The following is a 12,818-nucleotide window of genomic DNA, read 5'->3' as shown; positions in this document are numbered from 1 at the left end:
GCGAACATCGCATCGGCGGCGCTGAGCGCTCCAAACAGATAGGGGCCTTCGTATTGCTTTAGGCATTCGAGCCAGATCGCCGTGATGCGCTCGATATCCGTCTGCGCGCGTGCCCAGATCGCGAAGTTCGGGAAGTGCGATTTTATATTCATGGGCAATGCCGAGCGCAACGAAGCGAAGCCCGAATGCATTTCTCCACAAATAGAACGACAGTGCGCACGTGTACGCCGGTCAGCAGGCAACAACCCTGCTTTCGGGCGCACTTCATTCAGATACTCCGCAATCGCCAGCGTGTCCCAAACCTTGATGCCATCGTGGACCAGGCAGGGAACCAGAATGGACGGCGACAACAGCAGCAGTTCGGCACGTGCGGCGGGATCATCCATGGGCATCACGAACTCTTCGAACGGCAGCCCGCTGAACTTGGTGAGCAACCAACCACGTAACGACCACGACGAATAGTTTTTGCTGCTAATGGTGAGCGTAGCGTTCGTCATCTGTAGCTCCTCGGCGGTTCAAGCGAAACACGCACGCCCAGACGCGCGGCGGAGTGCACACACGCACCAAAAGACGGCATGTTCAGTGCACGTTCAGGAATGCTGCAAGGGATGTGCCACTTTCATCTCCCTCATATTGACGCAGCACGTTGGCATGCGGTTGGCATACCTATTGCGTTAATTTGCACGACTCGACAATACGCGCTCAAGCGAAAGGCGATGAACCCATTCGCATATTCCGGCTATCAGGCAATGGCGGACCTCACTCTGCCAGTACGCCACGGCGCGGCACTCGTCAATCACGCACTTGATGCGTGGCCATTTCTCGCTGACACGCCTCACGGCCGGTCTCTGCGAGCCACCTGCGATCTGCTGGCGCTGTCGGCGCTGACGCATAGCCGGCGTTCATTCGCTATTGACTCGGTGGAGATGGAAGGCAAAAGCGTGCCCGTGACCGAAGAGATCACGCTCGTCACGCCGTTCTGTTCCTTGCTGCATTTTTCGAAGCAAGGCGAACCTAAACAGCCGCGCGTGCTGGTGATCGCGCCCATGTCCGGCCACTTCGCCACGCTGCTGCGCGGCACGGTGCGCACTTTGCTGCCTCACCACGACGTCTACATCACGGACTGGATCAACCCTCGCGATGTCTCGCTGGCGCAGGGTCGCTTCGGCTTTGATGAATACGTGCAGCATGTCATCGATTTTATCGTCGCGCTGGGACCCAATACCCACTTGCTGGCGGTCTGCCAGCCGACCGTTGCCACCCTTGCAGCAGTCTCCCTGATGGCCGCAGACGATCATCCGCTCCAACCCGCCAGCATGACGCTGATGGCCGGTCCTATTGACACGCGTATCAATCCCACTTCAGTGAACGTGCTGGCAAAGAGCAAGCCGATTGAATGGTTCGAGCGGAACCTGATTAGTGCCGTGCCCTGGGGTTTTGCTGGCGCAGGCCGACGCGTTTACCCAGGCCACACCCAATTGATGGCGTTCATGGCGATGAACCCCGCACGTCACTTCGATGCGTTTGAAGATATGGTGTATCAGCGCGCCAAAGGCGACCCCGCGAAGGCCGAGGCCATCCGCGTATTCTATGAAGAATACTTCGCGACCATGGATTTAACGGCCGAGTTTTATCTCGAGACCGTCGACACCATCTTTCAACAACACGCGTTGCCGCTGCATGAACTGGAAGTAGGTGGACGCAGGGTGGATCCGTCATTGATCCGGCGAACTGCGCTGCTCACAGTAGAAGGCGAGCGCGACGATATCTGCGCGGTCGGCCAGACGCTCGCCGCGCAGGAACTGTGCGGCAAATTACGCCCGTACATGAAGACGCACCACGTGCAAACAGGCGTCGGCCACTATGGTGTGTTCAACGGCAAGCGTTGGGAACGCCATATCTATCCGCGCGTGCGCGCAATGATCCACGACAACGAGCCAAGCCCGATCGTGATCAATGCACGCGCCCAGCCTTTGCAATCCCTGGCGCCGCTCGCACGCCCTGTCGCACCGCGCATGGATGTGAATGTGCAGTCCGAAGGGCCTTGAAAAGCTTGTTAAGAACGCCGGCTCAGCGGCGTTTCAGGTAGGCATTTTCACGCCGGTTGCTGGCTTTTCCATGGTGTAAAAGCGGGAACGTCACAGGGTCCCTTTGCGTCGATAGTAGTGAAGTTGGCCGGGCCGACTATCTCCAGATACTCCATGTCCTCCGAATAATCGAAGAGGTAATGCACGATTCCCGGCGCCTGATGAACACAGTCGCCGGTTGCAACCAGCGTCTCCTTGTTGCCGTACATGAAGCGCGCCCAGCCCTTGAGCATGATCACAATGTGGAATTCGGCCTCATGACGGTGCCAACCCGTGCCTTGCTCTGGTGCATTGTTTGCCTTGACGAGTTGCGCGATCACCTTTCCACCCGTCGCGTCTGCAATTCCTAAATCGCGATAAAGAAAAAAGTCGCGCAACCCTTGATCCTCGTAAGGAGTGTCTTGTGGCCGGATATGCGAAAAGCGAGTGGCAAGTTCGAACGTTTCAGCTGACATGGGCGCGCTCCGGTTGGGTACCAAAACTATCGAATGAAAAAGACCAGCCACTTTTCCATGCATCAAGCGTTCCAACTTTGACGGCCTTAAGAGAACTGCAATCATGCGACTGCTTGCGCTCTCCCATGGACAAAAGCTAAGCCATTCGTTCGCTTAAAAGTGGCATTCAAAAAGCACATTCACCCACCAGCCATTCGCGCTTGAATTCCTCTAAAGACCTTGCACGTAAACGATTGTGTGTTGCTAAACTTGGTTCCGTAGCGCGGTTCCGTCGTGTTTCGTGGGAAGTTGCAGTGCGAGCCATTCTGGGTACGTTCACTGGAGAAATCGACACCATGTCCTACATCAGCGTCGAGATCAGAGCCTACGATGAAGCGCGGAAAGTGGTCACCGTCGCGTTCAGTGAAAAATGGCCCGTCAAATTGTCCTCCGCCGTCATAGCGGAGTTGACCCTTGAAGACTGCGACACCATCGGCCGCGACGGCGAGCTGGTCGAAGCAGTCCTGACCGATGACGAAGTGTGCGTCCTCAAGATGTTGTTCGAGGACGAGGGCACCATTGAAGACTTCCTGGCTGATCCATCCAGGTTGATTGGTTGCACAAGCGAGCTCGACGAATAAGCCAACAGCGCTGACGAAGAGCAAGCTTTATCTCAGCACCCGCAAAATGCCTGACCCATTCTCGGCTATGTTTTGCACGTTCAGGCAAGAACGCGCGAGGATCGGTCTATCGTGCAGGCATCGCACCGTGGTTCCATGAAGGCTCAATCAGCAAGGGAGCCAACGATGCAGAAAACATGGTTTATCACAGGCGCAAGCCGCGGCCTTGGTGCGCTTATCGCCAGGGCTGCGATCCAGGCGGGTGATCGGGTGATCGCCACGGGGCGCAAGCGGGAAGATATCGTCAAGAGCCTGGGGCAGGACAACGACCAACTGCTTGGTATCGCTTTGGACGTGACCGACGCAGCCCAGGCGAACGCCGCCGTCCAAGCCGCCGTGTCGCGATTCGGCGGGATCGACGTACTCGTGAACAACGCGGGATACGGCCACTTGGGATTCTTCGAAGAGAACACCATCGAGGATGTGCAGGCTCAGTTCGCCACTAATCTGTTCGGTGTTTTCAACGTGACGTGGGCCGCGTTGCCCGTCATGCGCTCCGCTCGTCGCGGACGCATCTTCAACATCTCGTCGCTTGCCGGCATCCTCGGTGCGGAAGTGGCTTCGCTTTACTGCGCCAGCAAGTTTGCGCTCGAAGGTTTCTCCGAGTCCCTGGCAAAGGAAATTGCGCCGTTCGGTCTCTTCGTGACGATTGTAGAACCCGGTCCCTTCCGCACCGACTTCCTCACCGGCGAATCGCTTCGCTTTGGGAGGGGCATGGTGGCCGACTATGACGACCGGCGCGAACGGCTGCACTCATCCTTCGAGCAACGCAACGGCCAGCAACCGGGCGATCCCGCGAAACTCGCACAAGCACTCGTGGATCTCGCAAACGAAGCCGCACCGCCGGTGCGTTTTATCGCCGGATCGGTTGCCGTGAATGCAGCGGACGCAAAACTCGCCGGCATGCAAGCCGAGCTCGACCGCTGGCGCGCGCTTTCAGTCGCCACTGACGGCGATTACGCCGCATAGTCGTTTCGTCGTCTTGTAGCTTCATCGGCAGGCCGCTTTCCTCAGGCTTTCGCCGCTGCGTTAGTCGCCGCATTAGCCGCCGTACTTCTCGGCGAACTCGTCCGCGCTAAGCGAGCGGAAATCGGCCAATGCCGCGTCGATCTGCGCGGCGTCCCAATCCCACCACGCAATCTGCTGCAGGCGTTCCGCTGTGTGGGGTCCGACGCGAAAACGCAGCACGCGGGCGGGGACGCCAACAACGATCGCAAAAGGCGGCACGTCCTTGGTCACGACCGCTCCCGAGCCGATGGCCGCACCGGTGCCGATCTTCACTCCGGGCATGACGATCGCGTCGTGGCCAATCCACACATCGTGGCCCATCTCCACCCTGTCCTGCGCGCGCCATTCGAAGATCTCGGTGTCGTCGTCGAGCGACAGACCGTACGAGCGTGAGCGGTAGGTGAAGTGGTGAAGAGTCGCGCGCCACGAAGGGTGGTTGGGTGGATTGATACGCACACCGGTGGCAATGTTGGCGAACTTGCCGATGTGTGCATGGGCAATCTGGTTGTCGCCCATCGCGTAGCCGTAGTCACCGATCACCGATGCGGCAACATGGCTGCGCGGGCCGAGGTAGGTATAGCGGCCGAAGTCGCTGGCGCGAACCAGGGCGGTCGGATGAATCTCGGGCTCTATCGACAAAGTTTGGCCAAGCGTCCAGGGATCGACGCCAACGCCATGATTAATCAGCATAAGAAGAAATCTCAGGGTTCAATGATGAAATGCGGGCGCGGGGCATCGACGCGCATCAACGTCAAGGGATACCCCACGCTCACAAGAAAAGCTTGCGCAGATAAGCGGAACCGCGTTCGGCGCATGTGACCAGTACGAAGGTGGCGATCAACAGGAACGACACGGTCTGATACTGGAACAGGTTCATCGCGGTCAACAACTGGAACCCGATCCCGCCTGCGCCGACAAAGCCGAGCACGAGGGACGAGCGCAGGTTTTCGTCGAAGCGGAAGAGACCAATGCCAAGCAGTGAAGGCAACACGCCCGGCACCACCGCGTGGGCCAACACCTGCACGCGGCCGGCGCCAGTCAGCGTCAGCGCTTCGACGGGGCCCATATCCATGTCTTCGATTACTTCTGCAAACAGCCGCCCCAGCATGCCGACCGAGTGGACCGCCAGCGCGAGTGCGCCGGGGAACGGCCCGAGCCCTACCGCGGTGACGAACAACAGCGCCCACACCAGGTCCGGGACCGCCCGGGTGACGCCAATGATCGATCGCGCGGCGTAGTAAAGCGGTAGCGCCGGCGTGAGATTCGCGGCTGCCAGAATCGCCAGCGGGAACGCGAGCAGCACCCCGAACACGGTACCGAAAATCGCGAGGTCAATCGTCTCGAGAACCGGCCACAGATTCGGAACGAACTGATCGAACGCAGGCGGCATCGCGCGCGACATGATGTCGGCCATGCCATGCGCGCCGGTAATCAGGTCCTGCGGCCTTGCCTGAACGACGATCCATGCCTGAACAAACAACGCGAGTACAACGAGGGCGGCGAGCACGGACCAGACCGTGCGCGCACCCGGCGCACCGGACGGGGTGCGCATTTCCATGACCTTGCTCATGACGCCTCGGCGAGATAAAGACCCGCGATCTGCTGACTGGAAACATCGGACGCCTGCCGGTCGAATTCCAGCAGGCCACTGCGCAGTCCGACCAATCGGTCCGCATAACGCGCCGCAAGTTCTGGCTGATGCAGCACACATACGACCGCGAGACCGTCCTCGGTGGCGAGGCGGCGCAGCAGCCGCATGACCTCGTCAGCGGCTTCGGGATCCAGGCTCGCGACCGGCTCGTCCGCCAGCAGGACGTCGGGGCGCTGAGCCAGCGCACGGGCAACGGCCACGCGTTGCGCTTGTCCGCCCGAGAGCGTGCCGGCTCGCTGGCGAGCCAGGTGCAGCAAACCGACTTCATCGAGATAGCTCATCGCCGGTTCAATTTCGTCGCGTGGCAGACGCCCGAACGCACTCATTAGCGTCCGGTGACGGCCCAGTGCGCCGCAGCAGACGTTCGCCAGGACGCTGCGTCGCTTGACGAGATTCGCGTTCTGCGAAATAAGAGCGAGCGGCAAACGTGCTTCCCTAAGGGCCTCCCCCGAGAGCGTGGCCAGATCCCGGCCAGCGACTTTCACTGAGCCCGCAGTGGGCCGGTTCAGTCCGACCACGCACTTCATAAAGGTCGACTTGCCACTGCCGTTGCTGCCGAGCACCACCACCATCTCGCCGGCACTCACCGACAGATTCAGGCTGCGCAGCGCGGTATGGCCGTTCTCGTAGCACATGGTCAGGTCACGGACAGCCAACCTGACGCCGGCCGCGCGCACGGCGGGCTTTGTCGACCCCACCGATGCAAAGGCACCCGCCGGACCCAGAGGGATATCCCGTGATGTACTGAAGGGAGTATTCACAGCTTCGCCAGGTCGATGTGAAGCGTCGAGACCAGGTCGCGAATCTGGTCGTAGGCCGCATCCGTCTGGGGCACCGTCTTCAGCTCGGGGTTTTCATTCGATGCCAGGAACTTTTGATCCACTTCCGGCAGCTCGCGAAAATCAAGCGAACTCAGCACGCTTGTGAGCCGAGCCTTGAAATCAGCGGGCAGGTCGCCGCGCACGGCCAACGGATCGAGGGGGATGGGTTGCGATTTCCACAACGTTACGTAGGCCGAAGGATCGTACTCGTTGTGTAACTTGGCGCTTTCGATTTCCTCGCTGTTCAGTTCGCCCACGTCGACCTTATGGTTACGCAGCGCTTCGAACGACGCAGTGTGGCTGCCTGCATAAAGCCCCTTCACGTCCTTGTCCGGATCAATGCCGTTCTTGCTCAGGCCAAACGCGGGAAACAGGTGCCCGGACGTGGAGGCCGGATCGGCGTAGGCGAACGAACGGCCCTTGACGTCCGCGAGCGTCTTGACGCCCGAGCCCGGCCACGTGACGATGGAAGCGTAATAGGTAGCCGGCTTGCCTTGCTCGCCTGCAAACGTGGCGACGGCTTGCGCATGCGCGACCTGGTGGGCCAGCACGTACCCGAGCGGTCCAAATTGGCCGAACTCAAGCTTGTTGTTACGCATTGCCTCGATTTCAGCGTTGTAGCTGGTCGCAACATAAAGCTGTACGGTGCAACCCAGCTTGTCGCCGATCATCTTGGCGAGGTCCGTATAGACCGGCAGCATGCGTTGTGCCGACTCGTAAGGCTCGACGCCGAAGCGCACCACGCCATCATTCGGACAGGCACCGGCCGCGTGGGCGGTAGCGGAGACGAGGCCCACCGCCGCTGCCAACGACACAGCAACCAGAACTTTGGATACCTTCATATTTTCCTCAACTAAAATTTCGCGAGTGCCGGGCTAACGACAAATCAAGGTTTCGATCCCGCTCCGTGCAGGTCATCAGTGCGTGTGGACTTCTATCGAGCCGTGTCACTCTATAAACCTCGTGTGACACATCGATGTATTTATCGAGACGTCTAGATGAATCAGTTGGGGTACTGCTGGGTGGATCAGTCGCCATCGCAGCGATCAACAACCTCGGGAACACGTGGTCTGACGAACGATATCGGGCAGTGCGGCCCGTGCGCATTCAAGCGCGTCGACGATCCGTGGGCCGAATGAAAGCAAGCATTCATGCGGACATCTATACGTATGCTCGTGTGTCTGGTCTTACCCTTACTATCAAGCAAGCAAACCCTCATATTTCCATCACGAGTCACCCTCTACAATTCGCGACGGCAATTCATTTGAACCGAGCGGAATGACGACACAATGACAGCGATGGATAACGCCACGCCGGACACTTCGCTCGCGCGCCGCGCGGGCGTTGCAATGTGGAGTCAGATCGAACAGATACTTGCAGCCGAGATCGGAACAGGCCGGTTCGGCAAGGACGGGCGCATGCCGACCGAAGCCGAGCTGGCCAAAAGATTCGACGTCAATCGCCACACGGTGCGCCGCGCGATGATCGGACTGGCGGCACGCGGCCTGGTCAGCGTCAGGCAGGGACGAGGCACGTTCGCGCAGCCGGGCGCGATCGACTACACGATCGGGCAGCGCACGCGCTTCTCGGAAAATCTGCGTCAACAGCGTCACACGGCCGCCGCTACCATGCTCCGCGCACTGAAGGTGCGCGCGGAGCCAAACGTCGCAAAGGCGCTTGCCTTGCGCGCCGGCGCACCTGTCTATCAGATCGAGACCCTGCACGAATCGGACGGCGTGCCACTGACCTTTGCGCGCAACTGGTACCCAGCGACGCGTTTCGCGAATCTGCCGCAGGTGCTGGGGTCCAAGGGCAGCATCACGAGTGCGCTGGCCGAACTCGGTGTGACCGACTATTTGCGCAAGTGGAGTCGCATCGGCAGCGTATTGCCCGACTCGGAAGTCATGCAAAGACTGAACATCAACCGTCAGCAACCGGTGCTGTGGGTCGAGAATGTCGACGTCGATCTCCAGGGCATGCCGATCAAATACGGTGTGACACATTTCGCCACGGACCGCGTGCAACTGATGGTGGGAAACGACACCTGAGCGTGACCGCCCGCGGCTCTGTCGCTACGAGCCAATCTGCCCCCCCAGGGCCCGTATGCCGCCATCGGAAAAATTTCCTCGCAAGCCCATCTGCGGCCCCCTGCCCCGCCTAACCGCAGTTCCAACGCCTCGGTCTAAAACGTGGTCTCCTGTCAGTTCGCGTCACGGGAACTCAATTCAGCCTCTCGGCCCGTGCGTTGACCAGCCTGACGCCGGCTTTTTTCCTGCCGCCCACAATATTCCCGATCGTGAAACGTCTTCAGTTGTATGGAACAGCCGCCGCCCACGAACCCGATGATCGATAGAGATAGCGACATCACCGCGACCGTCTTGCGTGAGCGTACAAAACTCGGAAACTTCATCCGGCGTCGTGTGCGTGACCCAAGCGACGCCGAAGACATCCTGCAAGACGTGCTTCACGAGTTCGTCCAGGCATACCGGCTTCCCGAACCTATTGAACAAGTCAGCGCATGGCTGTTTCGCGTGGCGCGCAACCGCATCATCGACCGCTTCCGCAAGAAGAAAGAGCAGCCTCTGAGCGAGATGGCCGGGACTAGCCATAACGGCGATGCCGCCGATGCCATCGACGATGAATACCGGCTGGATCTGGCCCTCCCTGCCGAAGATGGCGGCCCGGAAGCCGCCTATGCGCGGTCGGTGCTCCTGGTGGCCCTGCAAAACGCGCTCGACGAATTGCCGGAAAACCAGCGCGACATTTTCATTGCCCACGAGATCGAGGGCCGCAGCTTCAAGGAGCTGGCTTTAGAGAGCGGCGTAACGCTGAACACGCTGCTGGCACGCAAGCGTTATGCGGTGCTGCATCTGCGCGCCCGCTTGCAAGCCGTGTATGACGAACTGGATATTTAAAGGAGAAGGTAGATGAGTTTCAGACTGAGATTCGTGGGCAAGGCGCTGCTGGTTATCGTGGGCATTGCGGTACTCGGATGGATGGTGATGACCTTATGGAACTGGGTTATGCCGGCGCTGTTCGTCGGGGCTCGTGCGATCGATTTCGCTCATGCGCTGGGCCTCTTGATCCTGAGCCGGATATTGTTCGGCGGATTCCGGGGCCATGGCGGCTGGCGTGGACGTCAGCAGTGGCGCCGGTGGGAACAGATGACACCAGAGGAGCGCGAGAAGTTTCAGAAGGGCATGCGCTGCGGCCGGAGCAAGCCGCAAGAGGATGTTGTATGAGCAATGCGCCGGCATCCGCATGCAAACAGGCACCGGGCGTGATCGCGCCCGTTGTGAACTTCGGCCGGTGCGAGGGCAAGGCCGATTGTGCGGTGGTGTGCCCGGAGAATGTCTTCGAGATCCGCCGGATCGGCACTGCCGACTATCAGCGCTTGGGGCCTTTGCAAAAATTCAAGCTGCGCGTGCACGGCATGAAGGTCGCGTACACGCCGAACGCCGATGCGTGCCGGGCGTGCGGCTTATGCGTGACCGCGTGTCCGGAACGTGCCATTACCCTGGCACGGGTGAGTTGACAGCGCGCCGGCGCCCGGCATTTTCCGCTCATACGGACCCGGCACTGACATCGCGGCTCAATTTTTCGCTGATATCGTCGCGCGGGCTGCTATTAGCCATGTAAGGCGACCGCAAGCGATAGCCCAGGCAACCAGCGTAGCAATTTAGTCTTTAAATTTAGGCGCTTAAGCGCATGACCAGGGCAAACCGGGACGACCCGGAACGCTCCACTAGCCGCCCGAGACAGCATTCAAAACCCTCAATTTACGGGTTCCGATGCGAATCGCAGGACCGGTTCAGCCCCCTTGAAAGCAAAATCAGGCAAAATTCGATGGTTAACCCCGGTCGTTGACGCAGCCGGCGGCGCCCCCAACCCATTTTTCTTGAGATAAGCGATGAGTACCGAGCAACCTACCATCATCTACACCCTCACCGACGAGGCCCCGCTGCTGGCCACCAGCGCCTTCCTGCCCATCATCCGCACATTCACCGCGCCGGCCGGAATCCGCGTCACCACCAGCGACATTTCGGTCGCCGGCCGTATCCTGGGCGAGTTCCCGGAATTCCTGACGGAAGAGCAACGGGTGCCGGACAATCTGGCCGAACTCGGCCGCCTGACGCTGCTGCCTGAAACCAACATCATCAAGCTGCCCAACATCAGCGCATCCCAGCACCAGTTGATCGGCGCGATCAAGGAACTGCAGGGCAAAGGCTACAAGGTCCCGGATTTCCCCGAGGAGCCGAAGACCGACGCCGAGAAGGCGATCCGCCAGCGTTACTCCAAGTGCCTGGGCAGCGCCGTGAATCCGGTGCTGCGCGAAGGTAACTCGGACCGCCGCGCGCCTGCCGCCGTCAAGAACTACGCGCGCAAGAACCCGCACAGCATGGGCGAATGGAGCATGGCTTCACGCACCCACGTCGCTCACATGAAGCATGGCGACTTCTACCATGGCGAAAAGTCCCTGACTGTTGCGAAGGCTCGCGACGTGAAGATGGAGCTGGTGACGCAAAGCGGCAAGACCATTGTGCTGAAGCCGAAGGTGTCGCTGCTGGACGGCGAGATCATCGACAGCATGTTCATGAGCAAGAAGGCGCTGTGCGACTTCTATGAAGAACAGATGGAAGACGCGCGCGAGACCGGCGTGATGTTCTCGTTGCACGTGAAGGCCACGATGATGAAGGTCTCGCACCCTATCGTCTTCGGTCATGCCGTGAAGATCTTCTACAAGGAAGCCTTTGAGAAGCACGGCAAGCTGTTCGACGAACTGGGCGTGAACGTCAACAACGGCCTCGTCAACCTGTACGACAAGCTGGAAAGCCTGCCGACTTCCAAGCACGAAGAAATCATCCGCGACATGCATGCGTGCCACGAGCATCGTCCTGAACTCGCGATGGTCGATTCAGCCAAGGGCATCTCGAACCTGCATGCGCCCAATGACATTATCGTGGACGCATCGATGCCCGCCATGATCCGCATTGGCGGCAAGATGTGGGGCGCCGACGGTCGTCCGAAAGACACCAAGGCCGTGATTCCGGAAAGCACGTTTGCGCGGATCTATCAGGAAATCATCAACTTCTGCAAGACCAACGGCAACTTCGACCCGGTCACGATGGGCACGGTGCCCAACGTCGGACTGATGGCTCAGCAAGCCGAGGAATACGGCTCGCATGACAAGACGTTTGAAGTGCCGGAAGGCGGCGAAGCGCGCATTGTCGACATCGCAACGGGCGAAGTGCTGCTGACGCAAAGCGTGGAAGAAGGCGACATCTGGCGCATGTGCCAGGTCAAGGACGCGCCGATCCGCGACTGGGTGAAGCTGGCTGTCACGCGTGCACGCAATTCCGGCATGCCGGCCATTTTCTGGCTTGACCCGTACCGTCCGCACGAAGCCGAAGTGATCAAGAAGGTCGAGACCTACCTGAAGGATCACGACACCAAGGGTCTCGACATCCAGATCATGTCGCAAGTGCGCGCGATGCGTTACACACTGGAGCGTGTCATCCGCGGCCTGGACACGATCTCGGTCACGGGCAACATTCTGCGTGACTACCTGACTGACCTGTTCCCGATCATGGAACTTGGCACCAGCGCCAAGATGCTTTCCATTGTTCCGTTGATGGCCGGCGGCGGCATGTATGAAACTGGCGCGGGCGGTTCGGCGCCGAAGCACGTGAAGCAACTGGTGGAAGAAAACCATCTGCGGTGGGATTCGCTGGGTGAATTCCTGGCGCTGGCGGTGTCGCTGGAGGATCTTGGCATCAAGACCGGCAACACGCGGGCCAAGGTCCTGGCAAAAACGCTGGATGCCGCCACGGGGCAACTGCTGGAGAACAACAAGAACCCGTCGCCCAAGACTGGACAACTCGACAACCGCGGCAGCCAGTTCTATCTCGCGATGTACTGGGCGCAGGAACTGGCCGCGCAAACCGAAGACGCGGGACTGGCTTCCCAGTTCGCACCGTTGGCGAAGCAATTGACGGCGGACGAGAAGACTATCGTGGCTGAGCTGTCGGCGGTCCAGGGTGAGGCAGCGGACATTGGCGGGTATTACAAGCCGGACTTTGCGAAGCTGGAGTCAGTGATGCGCCCGAGCAAGACACTGAACGCTGCACTGGCGGCAG

At 59.8% G+C, this 12,818-nt stretch carries 14 protein-coding genes; 8 read left to right on the top strand and 6 right to left on the bottom strand.

The genetic code is table 11. The features are described 5' to 3' along the window. Positions 1-497: glutathione S-transferase (locus tag JWR14_RS27825; RefSeq protein ID WP_299715248.1), on the bottom strand; the 497-nt coding region annotated here is incomplete at its 3' end. A 219-nt stretch (positions 498-716) separates the two neighbouring features. Here JWR14_RS27825 and phaZ point away from each other — a divergent pair. Beyond that, positions 717-2,048, top strand: a complete 1,332-nt coding sequence (gene phaZ, locus JWR14_RS27820; protein WP_299715246.1) for a polyhydroxyalkanoate depolymerase — start codon at positions 717-719, stop codon at positions 2,046-2,048. Between the two features lie 47 nt (positions 2,049-2,095). Here phaZ and JWR14_RS27815 read toward each other — a convergent pair whose 3' ends face one another. After that, entirely contained in the window at positions 2,096-2,542 is a 447-nt protein-coding gene (locus JWR14_RS27815; protein WP_299715243.1) for a cupin domain-containing protein, read from the bottom strand. A 335-nt stretch (positions 2,543-2,877) separates the two neighbouring features. Between JWR14_RS27815 and JWR14_RS27810 the strand changes: the two genes are divergently transcribed. Beyond that, the gene (locus JWR14_RS27810; RefSeq protein WP_299715240.1) at positions 2,878-3,162 is read left to right on the top strand and encodes a hypothetical protein; all 285 of its coding nucleotides are present in this window, start codon (positions 2,878-2,880) and stop codon (positions 3,160-3,162) included. Positions 3,163-3,327: 165 nt separating this feature from the next. After that, positions 3,328-4,170 (top strand): oxidoreductase, encoded by an 843-nt coding sequence (locus tag JWR14_RS27805; protein WP_299715237.1) that lies wholly within the window; start codon positions 3,328-3,330, stop codon positions 4,168-4,170. A gap of 72 nt (positions 4,171-4,242) precedes the next feature. Here JWR14_RS27805 and JWR14_RS27800 read toward each other — a convergent pair whose 3' ends face one another. The 4 genes from JWR14_RS27800 to JWR14_RS27785 form a co-directional block, all read right to left on the bottom strand. After that, on the bottom strand, positions 4,243-4,899 hold the full coding sequence (locus tag JWR14_RS27800) for an acetyltransferase (protein ID WP_299715234.1): 657 nt from the start codon (positions 4,897-4,899) through the stop codon (positions 4,243-4,245). Positions 4,900-4,978: 79 nt separating this feature from the next. Then, entirely contained in the window at positions 4,979-5,779 is an 801-nt protein-coding gene (phnE, locus tag JWR14_RS27795) for a phosphonate ABC transporter, permease protein PhnE (RefSeq protein WP_299715231.1), read from the bottom strand. Then, positions 5,776-6,621, bottom strand: a complete 846-nt coding sequence (locus JWR14_RS27790; protein WP_299715228.1) for a phosphonate ABC transporter ATP-binding protein — start codon at positions 6,619-6,621, stop codon at positions 5,776-5,778. The genes phnE and JWR14_RS27790 overlap by 4 nt, the downstream gene beginning before the upstream one ends. Next, the gene (locus JWR14_RS27785) at positions 6,618-7,523 is read right to left on the bottom strand and encodes a phosphate/phosphite/phosphonate ABC transporter substrate-binding protein (RefSeq protein ID WP_299715225.1); all 906 of its coding nucleotides are present in this window, start codon (positions 7,521-7,523) and stop codon (positions 6,618-6,620) included. Before JWR14_RS27785 ends, JWR14_RS27790 begins: the two co-directional genes overlap by 4 nt. 447 nt (positions 7,524-7,970) lie before the next feature. Between JWR14_RS27785 and phnF the strand changes: the two genes are divergently transcribed. The 5 genes from phnF to JWR14_RS27760 all read left to right on the top strand — a co-directional run. Beyond that, a complete protein-coding gene (gene phnF, locus JWR14_RS27780; RefSeq protein ID WP_299715222.1) occupies positions 7,971-8,729 on the top strand; it encodes a phosphonate metabolism transcriptional regulator PhnF in 759 nt (252 codons plus the stop codon). A 294-nt stretch (positions 8,730-9,023) separates the two neighbouring features. Continuing rightward, positions 9,024-9,596: a sigma-70 family RNA polymerase sigma factor gene (locus tag JWR14_RS27775; RefSeq protein ID WP_299715219.1), complete on the top strand. Its 573-nt coding sequence runs from the start codon at positions 9,024-9,026 to the stop codon at positions 9,594-9,596. 12 nt (positions 9,597-9,608) lie between these two features. Further along, positions 9,609-9,923: a hypothetical protein gene (locus JWR14_RS27770; RefSeq protein ID WP_299715216.1), complete on the top strand. Its 315-nt coding sequence runs from the start codon at positions 9,609-9,611 to the stop codon at positions 9,921-9,923. Continuing rightward, complete coding sequence (locus JWR14_RS27765; protein WP_299715213.1) at positions 9,920-10,216, top strand: 4Fe-4S dicluster domain-containing protein; 297 nt, start codon at positions 9,920-9,922, stop codon at positions 10,214-10,216. The genes JWR14_RS27770 and JWR14_RS27765 overlap by 4 nt, the downstream gene beginning before the upstream one ends. Positions 10,217-10,591: 375 nt before the next feature. After that, positions 10,592-12,818: NADP-dependent isocitrate dehydrogenase (locus JWR14_RS27760; RefSeq protein ID WP_299715210.1), on the top strand; the 2,227-nt coding region annotated here is incomplete at its 3' end.

Origin of the sequence: Caballeronia sp. (assembly GCF_028292365.1) — a bacterium.
GTDB lineage: Bacteria > Pseudomonadota > Gammaproteobacteria > Burkholderiales > Burkholderiaceae > Caballeronia.
The sequence above is the reverse complement of the archived record's forward strand: the minus strand, read 5'-3'. Positions and strand labels throughout refer to the sequence as shown.